Raw genomic sequence first — 25629 nt, forward strand, 5'->3', positions numbered from 1 at the left:
GGCGCCTTTAGCGCAGTGCGGCGACTTGGGCCACCGGGGCCCAGTCGCCGAGGCCGTGGCGCTCGGCGAAGTCGGCCGGGAATGGCTCGCCTGCGTGGATTCCGCTGGCGACATAGAGGCAGCCGATGCCGAAGCGGGCGGCGCCGAGCACGTCGGTGGCGAGCGCGTCACCGACCGCAAGCACTGAGCTCTTGGGCGGGTTGCCGGCGATGGCGAGGGCGTGCTCGTAGATGTGGGCGTGAGGCTTGCCGTAATATTCGATTTGTCCGCCGAGCTGTTCGTAGAGCGCGGCGATGGCCCCGGCGCAGGCTTCGGGAATGCCGCCGCGATGGACCACCATGTCGGGGTTGAGGCAGTGGAGCGTCACCCCGCGCGCGGCGGCCGCCTCCAGCTCCGAGCGGTAGTCGGCGGCGTCCATGCGCGTGCCGTCGATGCCGGTTACTGCGAGATCGGTGAAGGCGTCGTCGGTAAAGCGGATTCCGCGCGCTTCGAGATTGGCGCGGTCGGCGGGGGAACCGATGAAGCCGACCGGCCGGCCGAGCGCCTGGAGCGCGGCGATCCCCGCTTCGCCGCTGGTGGCGATTTGGTCCCAGGCGGTGCGCGGCAGGCCGAGGCGGTCGAGCTGGGCGGCGACCGCATCCTGGCTGCGCGGGGCGTTGGTGAGAAGGACCACGGTGCGGCCCTCGCTGCGCCAGGCGGTGAGGCGCTCGGCCACCCCGGGGAAGATTGCGACCCCGTCGTGGATCACGCCCCACACGTCGCAGAGGATGAGGCGGTAGCGCTCCGGCAGCGCGGCCGGATCGATCATTCCAAGCCGGCCATTGCGAGCGCGTCCTCGATCGGGCTGACGTCCTCGGGGTTGTTGAGCTCGCGCAGCGTGAAGGCGGGGGTCGCCACCTCGACAACGTGGATCGGGATGCCGGCGACGAGGAAGCGGAGTTGCTCGAGGCCTTCCAATTCCTCGAGTTCGCTCGGCGGGGTGGCGACGTAGCTGGCAAGCGCGGAGCGGCGGTAGGCGTAGACGCCGATGTGGAGGCGGACCGGGCTCATCTCGCCGTCGAGTGCGCGTTCGGGGAGGTAGGGAATGAGCTTCTTCGAGAAGTAGAGCGCCCGGCCCTCGCCGTCGACGACCACGCTGGTGCCGCCAACGCGGCCGGCGGCTTCCTCCGCCTGGAGGCGGCGGACCTCGTCGACCCGCTGGCGCATGGCGGGGGTAACGACTTCGGCGCTGGCGTTAGTGGCGAGCTGGTCGACCAGCGCGGTGACGAAGCCGGGCGGGGTCAGCAAGGCGTCGCCCTGGAAATTGACGATGACGTCGATGTCGGCGGCGAGCTGGTCGAGCGCCTCTGCGCAGCGTTCGGTCCCGTTGCGCGCCGCCTCGCTGGTCATCAGCGCGCTGCCCCCAAAGCTGCGCACGGTCTCGGCGATGCGCGGATCGTCGGTGACGACGTGGACCTCGGCGAGTCCGGGAACCCGGGTCGCGGCCTCGAAGCTGCGCTGGATCAGCGGCTTTTCGGCGCCCCCTGCCCCCTTAAGGCCGACCAATGGCTTGCCCGGATAGCGGCTCGAGGCGAAGCGCGCGGGGATGAGGATGGCGGTCTTCACGCGCGCGCGGCCGGCGTGTCGTGAATGTGCAGCACGCCGACCGGGCGATCGCCATCGACCACGAACAAGGCGGTGATGCGATGCTCCTCGAACAGGTCGAGCGCGTCGTCGACGAGATCGTAGGGCGCGACCACCTTGGGATCGGCGGTCATATAGTCGGCGGCGGTAAGATCGAGCCCGCGCTCGATATTGCGCCGGAGGTCGCCGTCGGTGATCACGCCAACCAGCCGGCCGTCGCCGTCGGTGACGCCGACCAGGCCGAGGCGCTTTTCGGTCATCACCACGATCGCGTCGTGCATCGAGGCGTCGGCGCGGATCAGCGGTAGCGAGTCGCCGCCGTGCATCAGCCGCCGCACCGGCTTCAACCGCAGGCCGAGCGTGCCCCCCGGGTGGAGGCGGCCGAAATCGGTCCGGGTGAAGCCCTTTTCGCGCATCACGGTCATCGCCAGCGCGTCGCCGAGCGCCAGGGTCATGGTGGTCGACGTGGTCGGCGCGACGGCTTCGGGCCCGACCTCTGGCCAGTGGGGAAGGACCAGCGGCGCGGCGGCGGCCTCGCCGAGGGTCGAGGCGGCGTTGCCGGTGATGGCGATGAGCGGCACGCCAATATGCTCGAAATGGTCGATTACCGGCTGGAGCTCGGCGGTCTCGCCCGATTGCGAGATCAGCAAGCCGACATCGCCCGCGCAGGCCATTCCGAGGTCGCCGTGGATCGCCTCGGCGAGGTGGAGGAAGGTGGCGGTGGTGCCGGTCGAGGCGAAGGTCGCGGCGATCTTGCGGCCGATGTGGCCCGACTTCCCGAGCCCGGAGACGATCAGCTTTCCCTTGCAGTCGAGCAGGAGGCGCACCGCGGTCTCGAACTCGGGGCCGAGGCTATCGGCCAGCGCATCGAGCGCGCGCGCCTCGTCGTGGACCATCTGGCGGCCGAATTCCCGCACCGAGGCCGACACGTCGGGCAGCGTCATGCCTGGGCGGTGTCCCGGTTGGCGATGACCGGCGAAGGCTGATCGCTCGCGGCGGCGTCATCGGCCGGCTCGCCGGCGGAAATCACCTGCGCAGCGACCAAATCGCCGACGACGTTGAGCGTGGTTCGGCACATGTCGAGCAGGCGGTCGACGCCGAGCACCAGGGCAATCGCCTCGGGCGGAATGCCGACCATCGCGAGAATTAGCGCGACCACCGGCAGCGAGCCGGCGGGGACCCCGGCAGTGCCGATGCCGCCGAGGATGCACATCACCATCACCATCAATTGCTGGGTCAGGCTGAGCTCGACGCCGAGGAACTGGGCGAGGAAGATCACGGTCACGCCCTCGAACATCGCGGTGCCGTTCTGGTTGGCGGTGGCGCCGATGGTCAGCACGAAGCGCGAGATCCGCCGCGGCAGTCCGAGCCGCTCCTCGGCGACCCGAAGCGAGGTGGGCAGCGTGGCGTTGGACGAGGCGGTCGAGAAGGCCATCAGACTGGCCTCCTGCGTCTGGCGGAAGAACTGCAAAGGGTTTTTGCGGCCGAGCGTCGCAAGCAGCGCCGGGAAGACGATGAACATCTGGATGCCGAGCGCGAGCAGGACGACGCCGACGTAGGCCGAGAGGCGCACCAGCAGCTCCCAGCCGAACAAAGCGGCGAGATTGAACATGAAGCAGGCGACGGCGATCGGAGCGAGCTTGATGACGATCATGATCAGCCGCATCGTCACGTCGAACAAACCCTCGAAGCCGCGCTGGAGCGAGCGGCTGTTGGGCGTATCGGTGAGCAGCAGGCCGATGCCGAAGAAGAGCGCGAAGAACATTACCGAGATAATCGCGCTGTTGGAGCCCATCACCTCGACGAGGTTGTTGGGGATGATGTTGACGAAGGCGTCGATGCCCTTGGGCTGCTCCTCGCCGCCCTTGACGATCTCGCTCGCCCGGCCGGCCGAATCCTCGAGCATGGTGGCGGCTGCGGCGCGGTCGACTCCGACGCCGGGCTTGAGCAGGTTGACGGTGGCAAGGCTGACCGCGACGGCGATCGCCGAGACGATGATGGTGTAGGCGAGAGTCCTGAGTCCGACGCGCTTCAAGGAGCGGATTTCGCCCATCTCCGAGATGCCGACGACCAGCGCCGAGAACAGCAGCGGGATGACGAGCATGAAGATCAGCCGGAGGAAGATCTGCCCGATCGGCTGGGTGACGTAGGTGGTGAGGGTCTCGACCCAGGCGGCGTCGCGCGAGGTGGAGTAGGCGATGAGGCCGAGCGTCAGGCCGACGACGAAGCCGGCCAGCATCTGCCACTGGAGCGAGAAGCCCTTGTTCCTGGCCGCTTCGTCCATTGCCCTACTCCCTGATTACCCGCTTTCCCGCTTCGCGGTGGCAGCCGCAAAGGTCAAGCGGCGCGCGCCGACCACAGCCAGGCGGCGGCGGGGAAGACGATGCGGTTGCCGTGTTCGCGTGCGGCGATCACCCTGGTCAAGCTGGCGCGGGCGCCGGCGCGGTCTTCGGGCGGCAGGACGGCGAGCGCGCGTGCCGCGGGGCCAAGCTCGGTGAGAAAGGCGGTCGCGTCGTCGACCGCCGCCGCGCCCTCGCCCGCGACATAGTCGAAGTCGATGGCGCGCGGCGGGTCCGGGCTCCAGCCGGCCCCATCGAGCAGGTCGCGAACGTGGTCGGGATCGGCGAAGGCGAAGCCGCCCGGCTCGCGGCCCGGTTCGGGGACGCGTGTGCCGGCGACCGCGGCGACCGTCTCGAACGCCCAGGGATTGCGGTGCCAGCTTTGGAAGCAGGTGAAGACGAGTGTTCCGCCAGCCGCGGTCGCCAAGCGCAAGGCGGCGAAGGCGCGCGCGGGATTGTCGAAGAACATCACGCCGTGGCGCGAGACTATGAGGTCGAATGGCCCTTCGGCGGCGGCGGCGACCTCGGCGTCTTCGACGAGGAAGCGGACATTGCGGGAGGCTGCGGCGCGTTCCCGGGCGATTGCAATCAGCGGCTCCGACAGGTCGCAGCCGATGATGGTCGAGTCCGGCCTCCGCGCCGCCAGCGCGAGCGTGGTGGTGCCCGGGCCGCAGCCGATATCGAGCGCCCGGAACTGGCCTGACGGCGCGACTGCGAGGAGCGCGGCATCGAGCGCTTCGCCGACCGGCGCGAGGGCGCGGTCGGTCGCTTGCCACCAGCGCGCCCAGGTCGCGCCGGCGTCCCCGGCCCAGTCGGCAGTCGGCATCGCCATCGCCCGATGGTGTTGCATAGCGGGACCGGCTGCGCCAGCGCAGGGCCATGCCCTCGAACGAATCGAACACGCCGCCGGCCCGCGGGCGCGCCGGTGCCAAGGAAATCGTCGCGCTGCTGGCGGGGCTGATGGCGCTCAACGCCTTCGCGATCGACGCGATGATCCCGGCGCTGCCCGACATCGGCGCCGACCTTGGCGTGGCCGAAGACAACCGCCGCCAATTGGTAGTGGTCGCCTACATGCTCGGCTTCGGGGCGAGCCAATTGCTGTGGGGGCCGCTGGCCGACCGCTTCGGGCGCAAGCCGATCCTCGCCGCCGGGGTGGCGCTCTACACATTGTTCGCCATCCTGTGCGGGATCGCGCGCAGCTTCGAGCCGCTGATCGCGGCGCGGTTCGCGATGGGCGCGTCGGCGGCGGTCAGCCGGGTGCTCGTGGTGGCGATGGTTCGCGACCTGTTCGAAGGCGAGGCGATGGCGCGGGTGATGAGCCTGACCTTCATGGTGTTCATGGTCGTGCCGGTCGTCGCGCCGACCATCGGGCAGCTGATCCTGCTGGCCGGGCCGTGGCGGCTGATCTTCATCGTGCTTGCCGCCTACGGGCTGGCGATGGGGCTGTGGAGCTGGTTCCGGCTGAGCGAGACGCTGAAGCCGGAATATCGCCGGGCGCTCAACCTGGGCGAAATTTGGAGCGCGGTTCGGGCGACGCTCGCCGACCGGCTGAGCCTGGGTTACACCATGGCGCTCACCGCGACGTTCGGCGGGCTGACCGCCTACATCGCCTCGATCCAGCAGATCGTGTTCGACGCGTTCGGGCGGCCGGGCGCGATCGGGCTGGTGTTCGCCGCGATCGCCGCGCCGATGGCTGCCGCAAGCTGGGCCAACAGCCGCATCGTCGGCCGCTTCGGCACTCGCCGGGTGGGGCACAGCGGGCTGGCGGCGTTTGCGCTGGTGACGGTGGTTCACGCGGCGGTGGCGATGAGCTTCGACGAGCCGCTGTGGCTGTTCGTGGTGCTGATGGCGCTGGCGTTCGTCGCCTTCGCCTTTACCTCAAGCAACCTGTCGACGCTGGCGATGGCCAATATGGCGCCGATCGCGGGGACCGCCTCGTCGGTCCAGGGCGTGGTCGGGACGATCGGCGGGGCGTTGATCGGGTTCACGATCGGCCAGGCGTTCGACGGGACGATCCGGCCGTTCCTGATCGGGCTGGCGCTGTGCGGGCTGGCGGCGCTGGCGATCTCGGCGTGGACCGAGCGCGGACGGCTGTTCGCCGCGCTCGAAACTCCGGCCTAGCCGCGCTGGTGCCACGCCCAGGCGGTGGCGACGATGGTGTCGAGATCGCTGAGCTTGGGTTTCCAGCCCAACGCGGCCATCGCGCGCGAGGGGTCGGCGACCAGCGACGGCGGATCGCCGGGACGGCGGGGTGCGATGTCGTGCGGGACAGCGCGGCCGGTCACCCGCTCGACGGTATCGAGGATCTGGCGCACCGACGCGCCTCTGCCGGTGCCGAGGTTGTAGGCCTGGAAGGCGTCCATTGCGTCGAGTGCTCGGACGTGGGCATCGGCGAGGTCGGCGACGTGGATGTAGTCGCGGATGCAGGTGCCGTCGGGGGTCGGGTAATCGTCGCCGAACAGCTTGAGCGGCGGGCCCTTGCCCGAGGCCGCGTCGAGCGCGAGCGGGATGAGGTGGGTCTCGGGGTCGTGGCGCTCGCCGATTCGGCCGTCGCGATCGGCCCCGGCGGCGTTGAAATAGCGCAAGGCGGTGGCCGCAATGCCGTGCGCCGCAGCGAAGTCGGCGAGCAGGTGCTCGACCGCCAGCTTGGTCTGGCCATAGGGATTGATCGGCGCTTTGGGCGCGGCCTCGGGGATCGGGACGGTTTCGGGCGTGCCGTAGACCGCGGCGGTGCTGGAAAAGACGATCCGGCCGACGCCGTGATCGCGCAAGGCCTCGAGCAGGGTCAGCGAGCCGGCGACGTTGTTGCGGTAATATTTGCCGGGATCGGCGACCGACTCGCCGACCGCGGTGAAGGCGGCGAAGTGCATCGCGGCGGCGGGTGCGTAGGTTTCGAGCAGGTGGTCGAGCCGGGCGCGGTCGGCGATGTCGCCATGTTCGAGCGGTCCCCATTGCACCGCCTCGGCGTGGCCGTGGACGAGATTGTCGAGCACCACCGGCAGCCAGCCGGCGGCGGCGAGCGCCTGGCAGGCGTGGGAACCGACATAGCCGGCGCCGCCGGTGACGAGGATCGCGGGACGAGTCATGGCGCGGCGCTAGCAGCGAGGCGCGGCGTCGGCCAGCTACGCGAGGAGGATGCGGGCGATCCGCTCCCCCGAGTGGCCGTCGCCATAGGGGTTGGCGGCGGCGCAGCGCGGCCCCTCCCCGCGCCAGGCGTCGAACGCGGTGAGGATCGCGCGGGTCGAGGTGCCGGCGATCCGGCTGCAGCCGGCGGCGATGCCCTCGGGCCGCTCGGTGACCTTGCGCAGGACGAGGACGGGAACGCCGAAGCTCGGCGCCTCCTCCTGAAGCCCGCCCGAGTCGGTCAGCACCATCGACGCTTTGGCGACGAGGCCGATGGTTAGCGGGTAGGACAAGGGCTCCGTCAGCTCGACATTGGAAAGGCCGCACAGCCGTTCGGCCAGCGGGGCCGAGGCGTTGGGATTGGGGTGAAGCGCGACGATCAGCTCGTGATCCGGCAGGCGGCGGGCGATGGCGGCGATAGCCGCGGCGATGGCGCGCATTGGCCGGCCGAAGCTTTCGCGGCGGTGGGCGGTGACCAGCAGGTGCGGTCGGTCCGTGAGGCCCGGGAAGCGCCGGGCGACGATCTCGCGCGTGCCAGGGAGGCCGGCGACCCACAGCGCCGAATCGACCACCGGATTGCCGACCAGATGCACCTCCCCGCCGCGCCGTTCGGCCGCGAGGTTGGCGGCGGCGATCGGGGTCGGGGCGAAATGCCAGCGGGCGGTCTCGGCGATTCGTCGCCGGTGGATCTCCTCGGGGAACGGATTGGCAAGATCGCCGCTGCGCAGCCCGGCCTCGACATGGGCCAGCGGAAGGCAGGCGTAGGAGGCGGCGAGCGCCCCGGCCAGCGCGCTGCTGGTGTCGCCCTGGACGATCACCGCGGAGAAGTGTTCGGCGGCGAACATCTCGGCGAGCCGGGCGGTGGCTCGGGCGGTGAAGTCGGCGAGCGAATCACCGGGGCGGCGGGCGCCGAGGTCGATCCGGCGGTCGAAGCCGAACAATTGGATGAGCGGGTCGAGCAGCGCCTCGTGCTGGCCGGTGAGGACGACCACCGGCCGGGCCCCGGCGTGCTCGAGGGCGCGGTAGACCGGGGCGAGCTTGATCGCCTCCGGCCGAGTGCCGACGACGAGCGCCAGGGTCAGCATGGTCGGCGTCGTAATCCCCCGCAAACAAGGGCCGACCGAGCGCTAAACAGACTAGCGGGCCGGAGCCGATCGGTCGAGGGCGCCTAGCTTTGCTCCGCCAGCCAGGCCTGGAACATCAGCACCGACCAAATCGCCTGGGTCGAGTCTCGGCCTGACAAATGGTCCGTCCAGCGGTCGCGCACCGCGCGCGCGTCGAAGTAGCCGCCCTGGGCAAGCTTGCGCGGGTCGAGCAAATCCTCGGCCCAGTCGCGCAGGGGTCCGCGGATCCATTGACCGACGGGAACCGCGAATCCGGCCTTGGGGCGCTCGACCAGACGGCGCGGAACGTAGCGGTCCAGCAACTTGCGCAAGATTGCCTTGCCCTCACCCCCCGCAACCTTCAGCCCAACCGGAATTTGCGCCGCGACTTCGGCAACGCGGTGATCGAGGAATGGTACCCGGGTTTCGAGGCTGACCGCCATCGACGCGCGATCGACCTTGGCGAGAATGTCGTCCGGCAGGTAACCCAGCGCATCGGCGGTGGTCATGCGGGTGATGGGATCGAGCCCGGCGGGAAGATTATGCGACCACCAATCGGCTGTCCCGGCGCCAAGCACGGGTGACCGGCCCCGCGGCCATTCGTCGAGGAAGGCCGAGCGGAACTGGTCGAGGCTGGTCGAGCGGCCGGCCATGGCCAGTCCCTTGGCGATCTTGCCGCCGAGATCGCGGCGGCGCTGGCCGCCGAGCCGGGCCAGCGCGCTCCACGCGGCTTCGGGGATACGGCCGGCCAATTCCCCACCCGCGCGCCGCAGCGGCGGCGGGAGAAGCGACAGGCGCGACCAGGCAGCGGGCAGCGCGCGGTGCCGGTTGTAGCCGGCGAACAGCTCGTCCCCGCCGTCGCCGGTGATGGCGACGGTCACCTGCCGCCGCGCGAACTGGCTGACGAGATAGGTCGGGATCTGGGACGAGTCGGCGAAGGGCTCGTCGTAGATCGCGGGGAGCAAGGGGATGACGGCCTGCGCCTCGGCGACCCCGACGCGGTGTTCGTGATGGTCGGTGCCAAGATGCTGGGCGACTGCGCGCGCGTCGGCGCTCTCGTCGTAGCCGGATTCGTCGAACCCGATCGAAAAGGTGCTGACCCGGGACCCGCTGACCGCCTGGTAGAGCGCGACGATGGTCGAACTGTCGATCCCGCCCGAGAGGAATGCGCCGATCGGGACGTCAGCCACCGCCTGGCCGGCAAGCGAACGGCGGAGCGCCCCGTCGAGCGCGTCGAGCGCCTCGGCCTCGGTCGCGATCGGCGCGCGCAGGTCCTCGCGAACGACGTCGCGATAGGACCAGTATCGCGCGACTCGTGGTTCGGAGCCGGGCGCGTCGAGGGTGAGGATTGTTCCCGGCTCGAGCTTGGCGATGCCCTGGTAGATCGACAGGGGCGCCGGGATCACCGCGATCGCAGCCAATGCGGCGACGGCGCGCCGATCGATCGCGCCGTCGAAAGCGGGGTGCAGGCGGATCGCCTTGAGTTCGCTGGCAAAGACGAAATCGGCGCCGCAGCGGCCGTAGTAGAGCGGCTTTTCACCGAAGCGGTCGCGGGCGAGGTGAAGCCGCCGTTCCGAGCGGTCCCACAGCGACAGTGCGAACATGCCGACCGCCTTGCCGAGCGCGGCTTCGAGCCCCCAGGCAGCGATCGCTTCGAGAATGGTCTCGGTATCGCTGTGGCCGCGCCAACCCCCGGGGGGCGTGCGGCCGGCCTGTTCGAGCTCAACGCGGATTTCGCCGTGATTGTAGATTTCGCCATTGTAGCTGAGCACCCAACGCCCATCGGCCGAATGCATCGGTTGTGCTCCCGAGGGCGACAGGTCGACGATTGCCAGCCGCCGATGGGCGAAGCCGATGCCGGACTGGGGATCGCTCCAGACGCCCGAGCCGTCGGGACCGCGGTGCTCGAGGCAGCGCTCCATCCGCGCAAGCAGCTTCGGATCGACCTGCGAACGAGCCCAAATACCAGCGATGCCACACATCGTTGAGGCTCTCGGCCAGAGCGAGCCGACAAGACAAGCGAAAAGATCGCGGCCAAGGCGCCGCGGCATGGCGGCGAACGGACGGGATCGAGGCGGCACTCTGTGCTTGCACCGGCCCTGCTAGGCTGGTCTAGCGCCGGTTATGAGTGAGCCAGTCTACGTCACGCGTTCGTCCCTGCCGCCGCTCGCCGATGTCCTGCCGATGCTCGAGCAGATTTGGGCGACGAGAATATTGTCGAACCGAGGTCCGTTCCATGAAGAGCTGGAACGAGCGATCGAAGGCGATCTCGGCGAAGGCCATGTCTCGCTGACCACCAACGGGATGCTCGCGCTCGAGGCTGCGCTCGAGGCGGCGGACCTTGCCGGCGAGGTCGTCACCACCCCCTATTCCTTCGTCGCCACGAGCCACGCCATCCGCCGCGCCAATTTGACCCCGGTGTTCGCCGACATCCGCTCGACCGACTGCAACATCGATCCCGAGCGGGTCGAGGCGGCGATCACCGAGCGAACCAGTGCGATCGTCGCCGTCCATTGCTATGGCAATCCCTGCGATCACGAGCGCCTCGCAGACATCGCCGCTCGGCGCGGTCTCGCGCTCATCTATGACGCGGCCCATGCCTATGGGGTGACCTACCGCGGCAGAGCGGTTGCCGCGATGGGGGACTTCGCCACCTTGAGCTTCCACGCGACCAAGGCCTTCAACACTTTCGAAGGCGGCGCGGTCATCAGCGGGACGGCCGCGGGCAAGGCGGCGGTAGATTTGTGGCGCAATTTCGGGATCGCCAGCGAGACGGAGATCCCAGCGCTCGGCTCGAACGCAAAGATGAGCGAATTTTGCGCGGCGATCGGATTACTCCAACGGGCCCGCTTCCCCGGCGACCGCGCGGCTCGGGCGGCTGTCGATCGCCGCTATCGAGAGGCGCTGGACGGGATCGCCGGGCTCACGCCGCTCCCGATCCCCGTTGAGACCCAGCCCAACCATAGTTATTTCCCGGTGATGGTCGCCGAGCCCTTCCCGCTCGACCGCGACGCACTTTACGAGGCGCTGAAGGGGCACGGCATTTTCAGCCGGCGCTATTTCTATCCGTTGCTGTCGGATTTGCCGACGTACCGCGAGCACGAGAGCTCGGGCCAGAACAACCTGCCGGTCGCCGCAAAGGTCGCCCGAGAGGTGTTGTGCCTGCCGATTTACCCGGATCTGGAGGAAGGCGAACAGCAGCGGGTGATCGATGCGATCTGGGCGCTCGGGAAGCAGGCGTGACGTTCCTCAACCGCGATGAGCTGGAACAAGCAGGGTTCAAATCCCTTGGCGAAAATGTGCTCATCTCGAGCCGGGCATCGGTCTACGGCGCGGAGCGGATCGCGATCGGGAGCCACGTCAGGATCGACGATTTCTGCATCCTGTCGGCCGGGTCGGGCGGCATAAGGATCGGAGACCATATTCACGTTGCCTGCTATACCTCCTTGATCGGAGCTGGCCGCATCACGCTGGCCGATTTTTGCAATTTGTCTTCGCGCGTCGCGATCTACTCCAGCAGTGACGATTATAGCGGACGCACGATGACCAACCCGATGGTCCCGGCCGATCTCAAGGCAGTCGACGACAGGCCCGTGTCCATCGGACGACACGCAATCATCGGATGCGGAAGCGTGATCCTTCCGGGCGTCACAATCGGGGACGGGGCGGCGGTTGGGGCTTTGAGCGTTATCAATCGGGACTGCGATCCCTTTACCATTTACGCAGGATCGCCCGCGCGGGCAGTCAAGGGGCGCGACCGACAACTCCTCGAGCTGGAGACGGCGTTCCTTAGCGGCAAGGCGCAATGCTGAGCAGCCTGGTGGGTCGCGTGAAGAGATACGCCCGCTGGAAGACGTATCTTTCGTTGACCGATGGAATCGCCAAGTCGTTTCGCACGGTACGCGTCACCGAAGTATATCAAGGCGCCTTCACCAAGCCATCGCCACTGGTGTCCATCTGCATTGCGACGTTCAACCGGGCCGACCTGCTGACAACCCGCTGTCTCAAATCGGTGCTCGCCCAGACCTACGAGAATCTCGAAGTCATCGTAGTTAGCGACGGAGGGTCGGACGATACGGCGCAACGAATCGAGATGCTTGGCGACCCGCGCGTGCGCTTTTTCGAACTGCCGCGCCGAGGCGAGTACCCGGCCGATCCCTATGAGCGGTGGTGCGTGGGCGGGACGCTGGCGATGAATTGCGCAATGGCTCATGCCGGGGGGGATTTCATAACCCACCTCGACGACGACGATGAATTCCATCCAGAGCGAGTGGAGCGTCTCGTCCAACAGATCCAAGCCGAACGCGCCGACTTCCTCTACCACCCCTTCTGGTTCCAGAAACCGGACGGAGAATGGGGTCGAAACGAAGCAGGCGAAATCGCGCTCGGAAAGGTCACTTCCTCGTCGGTGTTCTACCACCATTGGCTGCGTCAACTGGGTTGGGATCCGTTCGCCTACAGATATGGCGAGCCTGGCGACTGGAACCGATTCCGCCGGTTCCGCGAGATCGGTGTCCGGGCCGCTCGAGCGCCCGGCGCGATGCTCCGTCACTATCGCGAGGCCAGTCAGGGCGTGAGCGGCGAATTCGCCCGCCCGCCCGACTGGGATTGTTGATCGCGCGGCGCGGTGAGTGCCTAGGGCTGACAGCTTGGCCGCTGACCACTAACCTCGGCGCATGATTCGTAACCTCATGCTTGGCATCGAGCCATTTGTCTTTTCTGCGCTCAAACCCCTTCTGGGTGGCGGCAAGGCCCGATACCAGCGCAGCCTGCTTGCCCAGAAATATTGCCGTGGGCATGGTGCCGAAATCGGCGCGCTGATGCAGCCGATCCTGGTCCCGCGAGGCTCGAAGACGAGTTACATCGACCGGGTGCCCGCTTCCTACTGGAAGAGCCAGCCCGATTACCCCGGCACGGCAATCATCGACCCGGATATCCTGGACGACGGCGCGACACTCGCGACGATTGACGACGACAGTTTCGATTACCTCATCGCCGCGCACGTTCTTGAGCACATCGACGATCCGGTCTCGGCGCTGAAGAACTGGATCCGCGTAGTCCGGCCAGGGGGTCACATCCTGATCGCCGTTCCCGACAAGCGTTTTTGTGGCGAGGAGCAGCGGCCCACCACTACCGTCGAGCACTTCCTGCGCGATCATGAAGAAGGCCCTCATGTTTCGGCCGAGGAGCACTATCGCGACTTCGGAACGCACATGAAGCGCTATTCGGGCGACGCGCTCGAGCAATATGTGCGTGAAGCCGAACCGATGATCCATTTTCACACATTCACACTCGCCAGCTTCGTGCAGTTCCTGACCGCTGTCCAGCATTTGGGGTTCGAGTTGGTCGAAGCGAGCTTCAACGTGAACGAGGATCTCGCCGTCTTGCGCGTGAATGCGCAATAGCTTCGTCGGCCGGCAGGCACGACACGCCAGGCCTGCTCGCTTTAGCGGAACATCTTTCCAGCCGGTCCTGAACGGGACCATTTGCGTTGCATGGGTCGGGACACGGGCTATGAGCAGCGCGTCCCCTCCGTACCACAAGGTGCATGTGCTTGTCCGACGACCCTTTGCCAAGCTGCCGGCTTATCGACCTGGAGGTCAAGGGCGACGAACGCGGAAAGCTGGTGGCGCTTGAGGCGGACGCCACGGTTCCGTTCCCGGTGCGCCGGGCGTATTACGTCTTCGCCACCCAGCCGGGCGTGGCGCGCGGCTTTCATGCGCACCGCCGGTTGAAGCAGCTCGCAGTGTGCGTCGCTGGCAGCTGCCGGATGTTGCTTGACGACGGCGCTGACCAGGGCAGCGTGTTGCTCGACAATCCGGCCAAGGCGTTGCTGATCCCGCCGATGGTGTGGCACGAAGTGCACGACTTCTCCCCTGATTGCGTGTTGCTGGTGCTGGCCGACGATCATTATTACGAGGCAGACTACATCCGCTCGGTCGAGGAGTTCCGGGCGTTGGCGGCCAATGGCTGACCCGGCGCTGATCGATCCACATGCGGTGGTGCAGGACGGCGCGCAGATCGGCAGCGGCACCCGGGTTTGGCAGTTCGCCGTGGTGCTGGCCGGCGCCACCGTTGGCCGCGACTGCAATCTCAACGCGCACACGCTGGTCGAGGGCGGCGCAGTCATTGGCGACCGGGTCACGCTGAAGTGCGGGGTCTACGTGTGGGATGGCATCATCCTCGACGACGAAGTGTTCTGCGGGCCGAACACCACCTTCACGAACGACAAGCGGCCGCGCTCGCGACATCGGCCGGCGACTTTCGCCACGACACGGGTCGGTACCGGTGCCTCGATCGGCGCGGGCGCGGTCATCTTGCCAGGGATCACAATCGGTGCGGGAGCGGTGATCGGTGCCGGCGCGGTGGTCACGCGCGACGTTGCGCCAGGCGAGACCGTGGTCGGCAACCCAGCGAGGCCGTTGAAGAAAGTCTAGCGCGGGCCAGCAGCGACGGCGCCGAGCGAACCCACGAGGCGCGGGGCAGTGACCTGCAGCGAATATTGGCTTTCGACCTTGGCTCGTCCCGCCGCACCCATCCGCCGGCGAAGCTCGGAATTCGCAGCGAGCCGGGTCAGCGCGACGCGCCATTCGGCTTCGCTGTCCGCAAGAAAGCCGTCGACCCCGTGCTGAACGATGTCGCGATTGGCGCCGACCGGCGACGCGACGACCGGCAGGCCGCAGGCCATGTACTGGATGAGCTTGTAGCCGCACTTGCCGCGCTCGAACGGCGTGTCGGGGAGCGGCATGATGCCGATGTCGCAGGCGGCGATGTCGGCGGCTTCGGAGGCCTCGCTCCAAGCTAGCGAGTCCATCGGCAGGTTAGCGGCCGCGGTGTCGATACCGATCGCAGTGAAGCGCATGCGCTGATCGGCGGCCAGCTCGCGGAACATCGGCGCAAGGGGCGCGAGGAAGGCCGCCGTCGATTGCTGCCCGATCCAACACACCCTGACACCCGCCGAGTCTGGCGCCGCAGGGTTGGGTGGCGGATAGCGCTCAAGATCGACGACCGTCGGCACCTGTACGACGTTGGGCGCGCCAGCTTCGAGCGCGTAATCGGCAAGCAGCCGATTGCCGGCAGTGACCAGCGCCGAACGACGCATCGCCCGTCGGTGCTTTTCGCCGAGCAGACGCCGGACGAGGCGCGCGCGGTGGCCGGCGTAGAGCTCGAACACCGCGTCATCGTAATCGAGCGCGATCGGCACGTTCCTGGGCAGCAGCAGCCGCTCGAGCCATTCGGGAAGCCACGGGAACGCCTCCTTCTCGATCCACAGCAGATCGGCCGAGCGGGCGCGGCGGAGCGCAGCCAGTCGCGTGCCGTATGCGCGCACGATCCGCCCATAGCGCCGCCGCCCCGACTGCAGGTCGCGAACATATCCGTCGTCGAAGAACGGCGCGATTGCGACTTCGAAGCCAGCCTCCTGAAGTGCCGGGACATATTGCCACAGGCGGGTCCGGCTGCTCGCCCCAAGTCGCCCGTAACGGGGCAGGACTACCAGCCTGGTCACCGCTTGTTCGAAACCGCAGCGTCGAGTGCCGCGCAATATCCGGCAACCGCGGACTCCAGCGAGAAGTGCCGCAGCCCGAGCGCCCGGCAGCGTTCGGCGAATTCGGCTCGGCGCGGGATGACCTCCCCGACAAACCAGTCGGCAGCCGCCTGAAGCGCCGCATCGTCGGTCTCGCCCAGGCACAGCCCGGTGTCCGAGCCGATGAGCGAATCGAAGTCCCCGATTCCGCGCGAGGTCAGGACGGGCACCCCGCACAGCAGATATTCACCGATCTTGATTGGCGCCACCGCCTGCATCGAAAAGCTGGCGTGCATCAGTGCGAGGCCGAGGTCGGCGGCGCCGATCCACTGCGCGACCTCGCCCGGTGCAGCGCTGCGCAGGATGCAGCTTTCCGCGATCTCCGGGAAGGCTGCCAAGGTGGCACCGGTCTCGCGATGATCCGGGAGCAGCAACAGCAGCCGGGCATCGGCTCGGCGAGCGCAGACCGCGGCGAACAGACGAAGCATCGCGTCGGTGCGATTTTTCCAGCCAAGGGCGCTCGCGGCGAAGACCAGCAACGGCTGATCCGCAGTCACCCCGATGCGGCTCCGAACGGCCGTTCGTGCGGCATCGTCGAGCGGTCGGAAGAGAGCAGCGTCGCGGGCGTTGGCGACGACGTGGAAGCGGCGGCGGATGCCGGGATCGCCCGCGCGTGCCGTGAGAATATCTGCGGCGCGGCGGGAACGGACGCTGATCGAGTCGGCGCGGAGCACTGCCTGCGTTTCGAGCCGCCGAAGCACCCGATACACGCCGTCGCGGCGATTGCCCTGCCCCAGTTCGACGCGCTCGTCGTGGGGAAGGCCGTCGGCATCAAGCAGCATCGGCAGGCGCCCGGCGCCGATCATCGTCGCGCCGCGCGCGGCAGTCGCCGGAAGCGTGCTGCGGGGCATGACAATGTCGATCCGCCAGTCCTTTATCGCGCGGCGCAGCGGAAGCGCGCCATTGAGGGCAGTGAGCATGCTTCCGAGTGCGATCGGTCGGCGCCAGATGGCAACGCTCCGGTAGGGGATGCCAAGCGCCGCCGAGGAAGCGTGGAGCCGCCTCCGCTCGACCTCTTCAGCCCAAGTGAATTGGAGGACGTGGAAGTCATAGTCCGAGGTCCGCAGCGCCTCGAATATCGGCAGGAACAGCCCTTCGAGGAACGGCGAGCCCGGCCCGTCCCAAGTCACGAACAAGACGTTGCGCCGGCCGGCGGCACGGGTCACCGGATGAGATCCTTGAGGAAGCTTCGCCATCCAAGGAAATGGCGGTAGTCGCCGCGCAGAAGCAAACTCAGCGCAAGCCGCATGCGACCGGTTCGGCCCTTGCCGAACACCGCCATGCGCCGGACCACGGCGTCGCGCGCATTGTCCACTTCGGCCAGCGCTTCAGCGTAGGTGCGGCGGGCGCCGAGCCGGCCATAAGCCTGCGGGCCGAGTGAGCGAAGCCGCTCGCCGATCAGCGCAAAGGCCCGCTCCCGCTTCTTCCAGATCGGCGAGAGATCCTTGCCGGCGGACGGCTTCATGATCGTCAATGGAGTCGCCGGCTTGGCCCCATCGAAGCCCCAATTCGACGCGTTGGCGCCGTGGCGCCGGTAAAGCTGAAGGACCTCGGGAACGATAAGGCGGCTGTCGAGGGCGTGGGCCAGCTCGTGGACCCAGCTGTCGTGCCCGAAGTCGAGCGCCGGTATCGGCGACGCGAGCTCCAGCAATTGCCGTCGGAAGCTAGTTGCGCAGCCGAGCGTCAGGCCTTGGCCGCGCTTACCGTACAGGCCCGATCGGCGCATCTGCTCGATCACCGTTCGGCCGGTCGGGACCAATCGCTCGTCGGTGATCATCACGTTGTTGGCGACCAGCAGCACCCCAGGGTGCGCGGAGAAGGCGTGCTCGACCACCGACAATTTGTTCGGCAGCCATTCGTCGTCCTGATCCGCGAGCATGATGATGTCGCCCTCCGCAAGGGAGATGGCCTTGCCAAAATTGCGTTCGTGACCGAGATTCTCGGCGTTGCGGACGACCTTGACCTCGAACGGCGCCGAGCGCGCGAACTGGTCGAGGATGGCGATGGTCGAATCGGTCGACCCATCGTCACAGACGACCAACTGGTCGGGCTGCCTGGACTGACTCTCGAACGAAGCGAGTTGGACCGGCAGGAAGCGCGCCCCATTGTAGGTCGTCATGGCGATCGACAGCCGTTGGCGACTGCTCATTGGCGCGGCGCCTTGGTTGCGACGATTGCCAGATATTCGCGCCTTTCGGGCCGGATCCGTTCGATAATGTTGCCGACCTTCGCCTCGATCCGCGAACGGAGCGAGCGCGGCAGCGGTAGCTCGGGATCGCCGCGTCGCTGGATCCGCTCGCTGATTTCATAGAGCCCGGCAGCGGAGCTGTTCTGCGGAAGATCACGCAAATCGGTAAAGCCGAGGCTCGACAGCAGTTCGAGCAGGGCCTTGCGGCTGAACAGGACCAGATGCCGCGGCGGCTCGAGGCCGCGCCAGTCCGGGCCGAAACGGGTCAGGCCCCAGGCGTCCATGCTCGGGGTTTCGACCCACAATCGGCCGCCCTCGCGAAGCAATTCGTAGCACGCTTCGAGCACCTTCGCCGGTTCGTGGAGATGTTCGATGGCGTGGCTAAGGGTGATGACGTCGAACGGCCCGTCCACCGCCTCGAGAGTGCCGAGCCGGACGTCGAGTCCCGCGGCGCGGCCCTTGGCGACGACAACCGGATCGAGATCGGTGCCGACCGCCTCCCAGCCCATCGCCTCAGCATTTCGCAGGAAGCCGCCGTCGCCGCAGCCGATGTCGAGCACGCGGCCGACGCTTCCGCGGGGCAGGTGGCGAAATTGACGGTCGAGTACGCGCCGCATGCGAGGTCTCAGGCGTGCCGCGAGGACCCCGGCCGTCGAAGCCGGCTCGAGCTTCGTCCCAAAGCGCCAGTTCTTGTAGCCGTTGGCGAGCGTACGCCGGAGCTTCAGGAACGAGCTAAGCTCCGCAACGGGCGGGGACCGTTGCTCATGCGTGTAGTAATTCGCATAGACCCGGCCGATCGTCTCCGGCGTCGGGCGCGGGTCGAGATAGCCGCTGCCGCACCCCTGGCAGCGGAACATGGTCCAGCGGCCGGGTGCGCTGAAGAAAATGCGGTCCTGCAGATTGTCGAACATCAGCATACGCTCGGGTGCGGCGCACACCGGGCAGGCGGACACTTTTTCGAGTTCGTCGGCAGGCCAATTCCCGGCCGGTACGATGTACTCGGCGTTCATGCCGCGAGCCGATCAAGCAAACGGTTACGAAGCCGCTTGGCGATCATCCGAGCGGTATGGAACGGTCCAGTGCGACGTACCCAGCGGGCGGTCTCGACCGGCCCCGGCCAGCCCTCCTCGAACCGCAGTGCCAGGCGATACTTGTCAGCTTCTCGCTCGAGGATTTGTCCGATTGCCGGCGCCGGAGCCTTGGCGAGGTCGTCGATCTTCTGGAGCACGTCGATCAGATAACGCGACAGCATCAGTTTGCGCTCTGCCGGACCAGGGTGGCGGCTTCCATAGATGGTCGACACGCCGCTCCCTTGGCGGTGCCATACCAACGGTCGGGCCACATAGGTAATCGGCCGGCCGAGCAGAAGGCTGCGGAACACCAAAGCGTGATCTTCGTGGATCAGGTCGGGGCGGAAGTCACCGAAGTGGTCGAACATGTCGCGCGCCCACGCCTCCGTGGCGCCGATCACGAAGGCGGTGCTGGCAGCGGCCTGTTCGAGCGAGTCGAACTGGTCGGGACGCGGACAGTCGAAACGGGCCCGCTTTTCGCCGGACCAGCTATAGCAGGCCGGCATCAAAGGTAGGATCATGTTCAGCTATGGCCTGTTTGCCTGTGGTGAGGAAGGTGGTGGAAAAGCCGAAATTCTTCGGCAAAATCGCAACAATTCAGGGCGCTTCTCGCCTGCTGAGTGCGAGTCCGCAAGGGTGGAATCGAGGGTTGAATGCGCATCGCTAGGCCCTAAGACGATGAACCTGCCACGCATTTGCCACAAGGTGCGATCCATGGCTTGGAAAGCTCTTGATCAGGCGAAGGTGATGTCAAAACACAATTCGACGCGTACAATTTTATCCGCAACTGCCATTTTAGGTAGTGCGAGCGTCGTTACCCTATTTCTCTCGCTAATTAGGACGAAAGCCTTTGCGCTTCTCTTAGGACCGAGTGGCGTTGGCCTGCTCGGCTTGGTCAACAATGTCCTAACGAGCGGCGCGATCATAGCAGGTTTGGGGTTGAGTACTTCCGGTGGGCGTAAACTATCCGAGGCTGGTGCTCGGGGCGATTTACATTCTATAGGTTGGTATCGAACGGTCCTGCGCACTTCGTACATGTTACTTGGTATTACTTCGCTTGTTCTTCTCTGGCTTTTTCAGAAACCGATCAGCATTCATTTGCTCGGCAATGAGGCAAATGCCCCACTCGTTTTCTGGATAGGCGTGGGCGTGGTTTTTTCGCTCGCTGCAAGTGTCCAAATCGCAACTGTCCTAGCCCTCAGGCGGCTGTCTGATTATGCTCGCATTCAGATAGTAAGCGCGTTCCTAGCGACGGTGGTGGGCGTCGGCGCGATATGGCTATGGGGCCAGCAAGCTCTCATGGTATTCGTCCTAGCCGTCCCACTCCTATCTCTACTTGTTGCAAGTTGGTTTGTCTCACGACTGCGCATCCCTTCCGTTCGACTAGGTGCACGAGATATTGCCTCCCACGGGAGCCGGCTGGCTAAACTTGGCATCCTATTCATGGCTGCTCAATTTGTAATTAGCGGTGGACTTCTGGCCGTGAGAGCTCGAATTGAATGGCACTACGGCATCGAAGCTGTCGGCCACTTCGAAGCGGCATGGCTCTTGTCATCGGTCTATCTGAGCGCTGTCCTTTCCACCATGACGACCGACTATCTCTCGCGTCAGTCTGGCTTGGTCCACGATGATCCAGCGACGGCCGCTCTCATCAACGACCAAACGCGCGTCGCATTATGGCTTTGCGGTCCCATTTGCGTGGTTTTAATCGGCCTCGCCCCCCTCGCGATATATCTGCTCTTTTCTTCTAAGTTTGCGGTTGCCGCCGACATTTTGCGTTGGCAGGTAGCGGGGGACATCATGAAGGTCATGGCGTGGCCGCTGGGGGGCGCACTTATAGCCCGGGGCGACGGAAAAGGATATCTCGTCCTTGAGTCTACGGCCATTCTAGCATTCGTTGGCGCAGTTTGGTGGCTCCTGCCAAGCTTTGGGCTGATTGCAACCGGCTTCGGAGTTTTGATCATGTACTGCGTTTACTTGCCTCTCGGGCGCGCCCTCGTTCGGCGACATGTCAACTTTGAATGGGATCGCTCGGTTATATCGGATGCGCTAATATCATTGGCCGCAGCGCTCGCCACCGCTTTGGCCGCCACATTGAACCCCGTCGCTGGTGGCGGACTTGGTATCTTGCTCGGCGGCATTTTGGCTTTCGGCAGCTGGCGCCGACTCCAAGAACTGGTAGGAAAGGACGGGTGGCGAACGATTTTTCGCCAGTCGGCGCAGACCTTTGATGGTCCGTCGCAATGACCGAAGCCGAACTTCCGTTCGTGACCTTCGCGGTTCTCAACTATAATGGTGCGGACTGGATTCGTGAGGCCGTGCAAAGCGCCTTCGCGCAGGATTATCCGCATCTCGAAATCCTGTTCTCCGACGACTGCTCCACCGACGGCTCTTACGAAATGCTTCAGGAGATTGTCGCGTCGTACAAAGGACCACGCAGGGTCCGCCTAGTTCAGACCTCGAGAAATTCTTACATAAGTGGCAATCTGAACCGGATCGCTGAAGCCGCGGCCGGGGATCTGATTGTAAAAGCGGACGGAGACGACATCTCCCTTCCTCATCGCACGTCGGCTCTGGTGGCGGCATGGCTCAGAGGCGGCCGCAAGGCAGGACTTCTTCACTCGGCTACTATTCGCTTCTCGGGTCCAGACAACGAGGATTTCTATCCAAACGACTGCCTTTCCGACCTCTCCAGCGTTGAGCGGGTAGCAGCGACAAAGGCTCGCGCAATCGGTGCAACCGAAGCATTTGTTCCCGAAATTTTCAGTCATTTCGGTCCACTGCGAGAGCGAATGGTCCACGAAGACGGTGTTTTGCCGTTTCGCAGTCTGCTCTTAGACCGACCAGTGACGTATGTTGAAGAGCCCCTCGTGCGGTATCGCCAGGGGTCCGGTGTCTCCACAATGTACGGCGCGCGTCATCCGTTGCCCGCCGCTCGGCGGCTAATGCTTTCAAGATATCTAGAAGATACGCTGCAACGGATCGACGATCTCGAAAAAGTAGATAAACCGCATTTACGTCCGATTTTGGAGCGGGTCGCGGATCGTTATCGCGCCGCCCTTGAATTCGAGGACGGGTGGCCGAGACCTGTCGCTCTCGTGAAATGGGCTCGTTCTGCTGGCCTTTGGCATGTTCTACGCATGACCGCTAAGCGGGCCCGCAACCTAGTCCTCGACAGGCAGGCTCTTTTGACTTCCTGACGCGTGGGAATCATGCCGCTTGGTCCGATCGCCGGTCGGCGGCGATCCGGGCGACGATCGAAGCGAGCGAGCGGCGCCATTCGGGCATGGCGAAATCGAAAGCGCCGGCAAAGCGGCTGCTGTCGAGCTCGCTGTTCGCCGGGCGCGGCGCCGGGGTCGGCCAGTCGGCGGTCGCGATCGGCCGCACCGGCACAGCCGGAAGACCGGCAGCGGCGGCTTCGGCCATGGTCGCCTCGGCCAGCTCATGCCAACTTGCCGAGCCAGCGCCGGCGAGGTGGTACAGGCCCCAGGGCGCATCTCCTTCAGCCGCGAAATGGCGGGCGACGGCGACGATCCCGCGCGCCAGATCACTGGCGGAAGTCGGGCTTCCGGATTGATCGGCGACGACCTTGAGATCGGCGCCGCGCTCCGCCGCCGCGAGCATGGTGCGAACGAAATTGCGGCCCCACGGGCTGATAACCCAGGCCGTACGGAGGAGAAGGTGGCGCGGATTGCCCGCCGCGACCGCTCGCTCGCCTGCCAGCTTGGCGCGACCATAGGCGCCGAGCGGGGCGACCATGTCGTCCTCCCGCCACGGCCGACTCGCCCGGCCGTCGAAGACATAATCGGTCGAAACGTGCACGATCGGTGCGCCGATTGCGGCGGCGGCAGCAGCGAGTTCACCCGGTGCCTCGGCGTTGAGGCGTTGGTTGGCGAGCGCCCCCTCACCTTCCGCAGCGTCGACCGCGGTGAATGCAGCGGCATTGATGACGAAGTCGGCGCCGCTCGCCGCGATCGCCTCCGCGCCCTGCCCGGGAACTTCGAGATCGAGCTCTGGCCGAGCCACGAAAATCGGCTGATATTCGCCGAGCTCTTCGGCGAGCGCGCGTGCCAATTGGCCCGAACGGCCGAAAACCAAAATTTTCACGGCGCGTTTCCGAGCCGCTCGCCGCCATAGCGCCCGTCGCGGATCGGCCGCCACCACCATTCGTTGTTGAGGTACCAGTCGACCGTGCGCTGGAGGCCGCTTTCGAACGTCTCGCTCGGCGCCCAGCCGAGCTCTCGTGCGATTTTCGACGCATCGATGGCGTAGCGCCGATCGTGGCCCGGTCGGTCGGTCACGAAAGTGATCAGTTCTCGCCGACGACGGCCGTCGGCGAGGGGAATGCGAGCGTCGAGCGCATCGCAGATCGCCTCGACCACGGCGAGATTGGTTCGCTCGGCCGAACCGCCGACATTGTAGCTCTCACCGACGCGGCCGTTGCGCATTACCAGTTCGAGCGCGGCGGCATGATCGTCGACGTACAGCCAGTCGCGCACGTTGGCGCCTTCGCCGTAAACCGGCAGCGGCCTGCCCTCGAGGCCGTTCAAGATGACGAGCGGGATGAGCTTTTCGGGAAAGTGATAGGGTCCGTAATTGTTCGAGCAATTGGAGAGCACGACCGGAAGCCCGTACGTCTCGTGCCAGGCGCGAACGAAGTGGTCGGACGCAGCCTTGGACGCGGAGTAGGGTGAGGACGGTGCGTAGGGCGTCTCCTCGGTGAACAGGCCGCTATCGAACGGCAGGTCGCCGAACACCTCGTCGGTCGAGATATGATGGAAGCGAAAGGCGTTGCGCCCGTCAGCGCCCAGTTCGCGCCAATATTCGAGCGCGGAGTCGAGCAACGCAACGGTGCCGACCACATTGGTTTCGACGAAGATGCCGGGTCCGTCGATCGAACGATCGACGTGGCTCTCGGCGGCGAGATGCATGATCGCGCCGACCTGTTCCTCGCGGAGCAATGCCCCAACCTGTGCGCGGTCGGCGATGTCCGCCTGGACGAATCGATAATGCGGCGAATCCGCAACGTCGCGCAGCGATTCAAGGTTGCCGGCATAGGTCAGTTTGTCGAGATTGATGACCCGTGTTCCGCCCGCCACCAGGCGACGCACTACGGCACTGCCGATGAAGCCGGCGCCGCCGGTGACGAGAACTGGACCGGCACTCATGCGAACAACTCCGCGTCAGCCATCGCTGGCGCGTTGCGGTCCCGCTCGGCGATGGTCAATTCTCCCGGCACCATCGGCCAGGCGATCGCCAATGCGGGATCATCGAAGCGGATCGCGCGCTCGTCGGCGGCACTGTAGGGAGCGCTCACCTTGTAGACCACCTCAGTATCGGGGACTAGAGTCAGGAAGCCGTGGGCAAAGCCCTTGGGCACCAGCAGCTGGTTCCATTCCTCGGCAGACAGGGTGCAGCCGACCCAACGCCCGAAGGTGGGCGAGGAGCAGCGGATATCGACCGCCACGTCGAACACCGAGCCGCGGGTCACCCGCACCAGCTTGTCCTGTGCGGCGGCGCCGACCTGATAGTGCAGCCCGCGCAGCACTCCGGCCCTTGCCGACAGGCTGTGATTGTCCTGAACGAAATCGAGATCGATGCCCGCGTCGGCCCAGGACTTGCGGTTCCACGTTTCCGAGAAGAAGCCACGCTCGTCACGATGGCGGGCCGGCCGGATTTCGCGCACGTCGGCGATCTCGAGCGGACGGACGTCAAGCATCCTCATGCTCCGCCGCGCGGCTACGCAGATACGTGGCATATTCGCTGGCCCCGAGGCGGCCGGCCCGAGCGCGTACCTGATCCGAAGTGAGAAAGCCCTGCTCGAGCGCGATCTCCTCGAGGCACATGATCTTGAAGCCCTGACGCTTTTCCATGGTCCGCACGAAGGAGCCTGCGTCATACAGGCTCTCGTGCGTTCCCGTGTCGAGCCACGCGAATCCGCGGCCGAGGCGGACGACATTGAGCTCGCCGAGCTCCAGATAGGCGCGGTTCACGTCGGTGATTTCCAGTTCGCCGCGCGCCGAGGGCGCGAGTGAAGCGGCGATGTCGAGCACGCGATTGTCGTAGAAATAGAGGCCGGTCACCGCCCAATGGCTCTTGGGCTCGGCAGGCTTTTCCTCGATCGAGCGCGCAAGGCCGGTGGCGGGGTCGAAGTCGACGACGCCGTAGCGCTCGGGGTCCTCGACGCCGTAGGCGAATACGGTTGCGCCGGTGACGGTCGAGGCGGCGTTGCGAACGATGTCGCCAAGGCCTGCGCCATAGAAAATATTGTCGCCGAGCACGAGCGCGGCGCTGTCCGAGCCCACGAATTCGCGGCCGATGATGAACGCCTCGGCGAGGCCATTGGGCTGCGGCTGCTCGGCGTAACTGAGGGAAATGCCGAACTCACTGCCGTCGCCGAGCAGAGCTTCAAAGCGCGGCAGGTCAACCGGAGTGGAAATGATCAGGATGTCTCGGATGCCGGCGAGCATCAGCAGTCCCAGCGGATAATAGATCATCGGCTTGTCGTAGACCGGAAGCAGCTGCTTCGAGCCCGCGAGGGTGGCCGGATAGAGCCGGCTGCCGGAGCCGCCGGCCAGGATGATGCCCTTCATTTCAT

At 66.2% G+C, this 25629-nt stretch carries 26 protein-coding genes; 9 read left to right on the top strand and 17 right to left on the bottom strand.

Annotated features, from left to right (window positions below; translation table 11 throughout):
* Positions 1–7: 7 nt before the first annotated feature.
* From D0Z60_RS05660 to D0Z60_RS05680, 5 genes are read right to left on the bottom strand one after another with little or no spacing between them, the layout of a single operon-like run.
* On the bottom strand, positions 8–808 hold the full coding sequence (locus D0Z60_RS05660; protein WP_118857346.1) for a TIGR01459 family HAD-type hydrolase: 801 nt from the start codon (positions 806–808) through the stop codon (positions 8–10).
* On the bottom strand, positions 805–1605 hold the full coding sequence (gene kdsB, locus D0Z60_RS05665; RefSeq protein WP_118857347.1) for a 3-deoxy-manno-octulosonate cytidylyltransferase: 801 nt from the start codon (positions 1603–1605) through the stop codon (positions 805–807). Before kdsB ends, D0Z60_RS05660 begins: the two co-directional genes overlap by 4 nt.
* Complete coding sequence (locus D0Z60_RS05670; RefSeq protein ID WP_162888098.1) at positions 1602–2567, bottom strand: KpsF/GutQ family sugar-phosphate isomerase; 966 nt, start codon at positions 2565–2567, stop codon at positions 1602–1604. The genes kdsB and D0Z60_RS05670 overlap by 4 nt, the downstream gene beginning before the upstream one ends.
* Positions 2564–3907 (bottom strand): dicarboxylate/amino acid:cation symporter, encoded by a 1344-nt coding sequence (locus tag D0Z60_RS05675; RefSeq protein WP_240325558.1) that lies wholly within the window; start codon positions 3905–3907, stop codon positions 2564–2566. Before D0Z60_RS05675 ends, D0Z60_RS05670 begins: the two co-directional genes overlap by 4 nt.
* A gap of 53 nt (positions 3908–3960) precedes the next feature.
* The gene (locus tag D0Z60_RS05680) at positions 3961–4794 is read right to left on the bottom strand and encodes a class I SAM-dependent methyltransferase (RefSeq protein ID WP_162888099.1); all 834 of its coding nucleotides are present in this window, start codon (positions 4792–4794) and stop codon (positions 3961–3963) included.
* Positions 4795–4841: 47 nt separating this feature from the next.
* Here D0Z60_RS05680 and D0Z60_RS05685 point away from each other — a divergent pair, with 47 nt between their 5' ends.
* Positions 4842–6083 carry a multidrug effflux MFS transporter gene (locus D0Z60_RS05685; protein WP_118857349.1) on the top strand — a complete coding sequence of 414 codons (1242 nt, stop codon included), beginning with the start codon at positions 4842–4844 and terminating at the stop codon, positions 6081–6083.
* On the opposite strand, the gene galE is transcribed toward D0Z60_RS05685, so the two are convergent.
* The 3 genes from galE to asnB all read right to left on the bottom strand — a co-directional run bounded on the left by galE (position 6080) and on the right by asnB (position 10170).
* Complete coding sequence (galE, locus tag D0Z60_RS05690; protein WP_118857350.1) at positions 6080–7048, bottom strand: UDP-glucose 4-epimerase GalE; 969 nt, start codon at positions 7046–7048, stop codon at positions 6080–6082. The genes D0Z60_RS05685 and galE overlap by 4 nt on opposite strands.
* A gap of 36 nt (positions 7049–7084) precedes the next feature.
* Complete coding sequence (gene wecB / locus D0Z60_RS05695) at positions 7085–8170, bottom strand: non-hydrolyzing UDP-N-acetylglucosamine 2-epimerase (RefSeq protein ID WP_118857351.1); 1086 nt, start codon at positions 8168–8170, stop codon at positions 7085–7087.
* Positions 8171–8253: 83 nt separating this feature from the next.
* Complete coding sequence (asnB, locus tag D0Z60_RS05700) at positions 8254–10170, bottom strand: asparagine synthase (glutamine-hydrolyzing) (protein WP_118857352.1); 1917 nt, start codon at positions 10168–10170, stop codon at positions 8254–8256.
* 142 nt (positions 10171–10312) lie between these two features.
* Between asnB and D0Z60_RS05705 the strand changes: the two genes are divergently transcribed.
* From D0Z60_RS05705 to D0Z60_RS12060, 6 genes are all read left to right on the top strand, one after another.
* Positions 10313–11431, top strand: a complete 1119-nt coding sequence (locus D0Z60_RS05705) for a DegT/DnrJ/EryC1/StrS family aminotransferase (RefSeq protein ID WP_118857353.1) — start codon at positions 10313–10315, stop codon at positions 11429–11431.
* Positions 11428–12000 carry an acyltransferase gene (locus D0Z60_RS11900; protein ID WP_118857354.1) on the top strand — a complete coding sequence of 191 codons (573 nt, stop codon included), beginning with the start codon at positions 11428–11430 and terminating at the stop codon, positions 11998–12000. Before D0Z60_RS05705 ends, D0Z60_RS11900 begins: the two co-directional genes overlap by 4 nt.
* Entirely contained in the window at positions 11994–12803 is an 810-nt protein-coding gene (locus D0Z60_RS05715; RefSeq protein ID WP_205421038.1) for a glycosyltransferase family 2 protein, read from the top strand. The genes D0Z60_RS11900 and D0Z60_RS05715 overlap by 7 nt, the downstream gene beginning before the upstream one ends.
* Positions 12804–12879: 76 nt before the next feature.
* Positions 12880–13593, top strand: a complete 714-nt coding sequence (locus D0Z60_RS05720) for a methyltransferase domain-containing protein (RefSeq protein WP_162888100.1) — start codon at positions 12880–12882, stop codon at positions 13591–13593.
* A gap of 149 nt (positions 13594–13742) precedes the next feature.
* On the top strand, positions 13743–14162 hold the full coding sequence (locus D0Z60_RS05725) for a sugar 3,4-ketoisomerase (protein WP_240325560.1): 420 nt from the start codon (positions 13743–13745) through the stop codon (positions 14160–14162).
* Entirely contained in the window at positions 14155–14625 is a 471-nt protein-coding gene (locus D0Z60_RS12060; RefSeq protein WP_118857357.1) for a DapH/DapD/GlmU-related protein, read from the top strand. The genes D0Z60_RS05725 and D0Z60_RS12060 overlap by 8 nt, the downstream gene beginning before the upstream one ends.
* Here D0Z60_RS12060 and D0Z60_RS05735 read toward each other — a convergent pair.
* The 5 genes from D0Z60_RS05735 to D0Z60_RS05755 are packed head-to-tail and all read right to left on the bottom strand — an operon-like array spanning position 14622 to position 19552.
* Positions 14622–15695: a glycosyltransferase family 4 protein gene (locus tag D0Z60_RS05735; RefSeq protein WP_118857358.1), complete on the bottom strand. Its 1074-nt coding sequence runs from the start codon at positions 15693–15695 to the stop codon at positions 14622–14624. The two genes, D0Z60_RS12060 and D0Z60_RS05735, sit on opposite strands and share 4 nt — an antisense overlap.
* A complete protein-coding gene (locus D0Z60_RS05740; RefSeq protein WP_118857359.1) occupies positions 15692–16939 on the bottom strand; it encodes a glycosyltransferase family protein in 1248 nt (415 codons plus the stop codon). The genes D0Z60_RS05735 and D0Z60_RS05740 overlap by 4 nt, the downstream gene beginning before the upstream one ends.
* Positions 16936–17922: a glycosyltransferase family 2 protein gene (locus D0Z60_RS05745; RefSeq protein WP_118857360.1), complete on the bottom strand. Its 987-nt coding sequence runs from the start codon at positions 17920–17922 to the stop codon at positions 16936–16938. Before D0Z60_RS05745 ends, D0Z60_RS05740 begins: the two co-directional genes overlap by 4 nt.
* Positions 17919–18971 carry a class I SAM-dependent methyltransferase gene (locus D0Z60_RS05750; RefSeq protein WP_118857361.1) on the bottom strand — a complete coding sequence of 351 codons (1053 nt, stop codon included), beginning with the start codon at positions 18969–18971 and terminating at the stop codon, positions 17919–17921. Before D0Z60_RS05750 ends, D0Z60_RS05745 begins: the two co-directional genes overlap by 4 nt.
* On the bottom strand, positions 18968–19552 hold the full coding sequence (locus D0Z60_RS05755; protein ID WP_162888101.1) for a glycosyltransferase family 2 protein: 585 nt from the start codon (positions 19550–19552) through the stop codon (positions 18968–18970). Before D0Z60_RS05755 ends, D0Z60_RS05750 begins: the two co-directional genes overlap by 4 nt.
* Here D0Z60_RS05755 and D0Z60_RS05760 point away from each other — a divergent pair.
* Entirely contained in the window at positions 19551–21278 is a 1728-nt protein-coding gene (locus D0Z60_RS05760) for an O-antigen translocase (RefSeq protein ID WP_118857363.1), read from the top strand. The two genes, D0Z60_RS05755 and D0Z60_RS05760, sit on opposite strands and share 2 nt — an antisense overlap.
* A complete protein-coding gene (locus tag D0Z60_RS05765) occupies positions 21275–22231 on the top strand; it encodes a glycosyltransferase family 2 protein (protein WP_118857364.1) in 957 nt (318 codons plus the stop codon). Before D0Z60_RS05760 ends, D0Z60_RS05765 begins: the two co-directional genes overlap by 4 nt.
* 10 nt (positions 22232–22241) lie before the next feature.
* Here D0Z60_RS05765 and rfbD read toward each other — a convergent pair whose 3' ends face one another.
* The 4 genes from rfbD to rfbA are packed head-to-tail and all read right to left on the bottom strand — an operon-like array spanning position 22242 to position 25624.
* The gene (gene rfbD, locus D0Z60_RS05770) at positions 22242–23138 is read right to left on the bottom strand and encodes a dTDP-4-dehydrorhamnose reductase (RefSeq protein WP_118857365.1); all 897 of its coding nucleotides are present in this window, start codon (positions 23136–23138) and stop codon (positions 22242–22244) included.
* Positions 23135–24199, bottom strand: coding sequence for a dTDP-glucose 4,6-dehydratase (gene rfbB / locus D0Z60_RS05775; protein ID WP_118857366.1), 1065 nt, complete (start codon positions 24197–24199; stop codon positions 23135–23137). Before rfbB ends, rfbD begins: the two co-directional genes overlap by 4 nt.
* Entirely contained in the window at positions 24196–24750 is a 555-nt protein-coding gene (gene rfbC / locus D0Z60_RS05780; RefSeq protein ID WP_118857367.1) for a dTDP-4-dehydrorhamnose 3,5-epimerase, read from the bottom strand. The genes rfbB and rfbC overlap by 4 nt, the downstream gene beginning before the upstream one ends.
* The gene (gene rfbA, locus D0Z60_RS05785) at positions 24743–25624 is read right to left on the bottom strand and encodes a glucose-1-phosphate thymidylyltransferase RfbA (protein WP_118857368.1); all 882 of its coding nucleotides are present in this window, start codon (positions 25622–25624) and stop codon (positions 24743–24745) included. Before rfbA ends, rfbC begins: the two co-directional genes overlap by 8 nt.
* Positions 25625–25629: the final 5 nt, after the last annotated feature.

This window comes from Sphingomonas mesophila (assembly GCF_003499275.1).
Classification (GTDB): Bacteria; Pseudomonadota; Alphaproteobacteria; order Sphingomonadales; family Sphingomonadaceae; genus Sphingomicrobium; species Sphingomicrobium mesophilum.

Excerpts from the sequence above, each read along its gene's own strand:
- D0Z60_RS05660 (WP_118857346.1), bottom strand. The coding sequence starts at position 808 with ATGATCGATCCGGCCGCGCTGCCGGAGCGCTACCGCCTCATCCTCTGC.
- D0Z60_RS05670 (WP_162888098.1), bottom strand. The coding sequence starts at position 2,567 with ATGACGCTGCCCGACGTGTCGGCCTCGGTGCGGGAATTCGGCCGCCAG.
- D0Z60_RS05675 (WP_240325558.1), bottom strand. The coding sequence starts at position 3,907 with ATGGACGAAGCGGCCAGGAACAAGGGCTTCTCGCTCCAGTGGCAGATG.
- D0Z60_RS05680 (WP_162888099.1), bottom strand. The coding sequence starts at position 4,794 with ATGGCGATGCCGACTGCCGACTGGGCCGGGGACGCCGGCGCGACCTGG.
- D0Z60_RS05685 (WP_118857349.1), top strand. The coding sequence starts at position 4,842 with ATGCCCTCGAACGAATCGAACACGCCGCCGGCCCGCGGGCGCGCCGGT.
- galE (WP_118857350.1), bottom strand. The coding sequence starts at position 7,048 with ATGACTCGTCCCGCGATCCTCGTCACCGGCGGCGCCGGCTATGTCGGT.
- wecB (WP_118857351.1), bottom strand. The coding sequence starts at position 8,170 with ATGCTGACCCTGGCGCTCGTCGTCGGCACTCGGCCGGAGGCGATCAAG.
- asnB (WP_118857352.1), bottom strand. The coding sequence starts at position 10,170 with ATGTGTGGCATCGCTGGTATTTGGGCTCGTTCGCAGGTCGATCCGAAG.
- D0Z60_RS05705 (WP_118857353.1), top strand. The coding sequence starts at position 10,313 with ATGAGTGAGCCAGTCTACGTCACGCGTTCGTCCCTGCCGCCGCTCGCC.
- D0Z60_RS05715 (WP_205421038.1), top strand. The coding sequence starts at position 11,994 with ATGCTGAGCAGCCTGGTGGGTCGCGTGAAGAGATACGCCCGCTGGAAG.
- D0Z60_RS05720 (WP_162888100.1), top strand. The coding sequence starts at position 12,880 with ATGCTTGGCATCGAGCCATTTGTCTTTTCTGCGCTCAAACCCCTTCTG.
- D0Z60_RS12060 (WP_118857357.1), top strand. The coding sequence starts at position 14,155 with ATGGCTGACCCGGCGCTGATCGATCCACATGCGGTGGTGCAGGACGGC.
- D0Z60_RS05745 (WP_118857360.1), bottom strand. The coding sequence starts at position 17,922 with ATGAGCAGTCGCCAACGGCTGTCGATCGCCATGACGACCTACAATGGG.
- D0Z60_RS05750 (WP_118857361.1), bottom strand. The coding sequence starts at position 18,971 with ATGAACGCCGAGTACATCGTACCGGCCGGGAATTGGCCTGCCGACGAA.
- D0Z60_RS05760 (WP_118857363.1), top strand. The coding sequence starts at position 19,551 with ATGTTCAGCTATGGCCTGTTTGCCTGTGGTGAGGAAGGTGGTGGAAAA.
- D0Z60_RS05755 (WP_162888101.1), bottom strand. The coding sequence starts at position 19,552 with ATGATCCTACCTTTGATGCCGGCCTGCTATAGCTGGTCCGGCGAAAAG.
- D0Z60_RS05765 (WP_118857364.1), top strand. The coding sequence starts at position 21,275 with ATGACCGAAGCCGAACTTCCGTTCGTGACCTTCGCGGTTCTCAACTAT.
- rfbB (WP_118857366.1), bottom strand. The coding sequence starts at position 24,199 with ATGAGTGCCGGTCCAGTTCTCGTCACCGGCGGCGCCGGCTTCATCGGC.
- rfbC (WP_118857367.1), bottom strand. The coding sequence starts at position 24,750 with ATGCTTGACGTCCGTCCGCTCGAGATCGCCGACGTGCGCGAAATCCGG.
- rfbA (WP_118857368.1), bottom strand. The coding sequence starts at position 25,624 with ATGAAGGGCATCATCCTGGCCGGCGGCTCCGGCAGCCGGCTCTATCCG.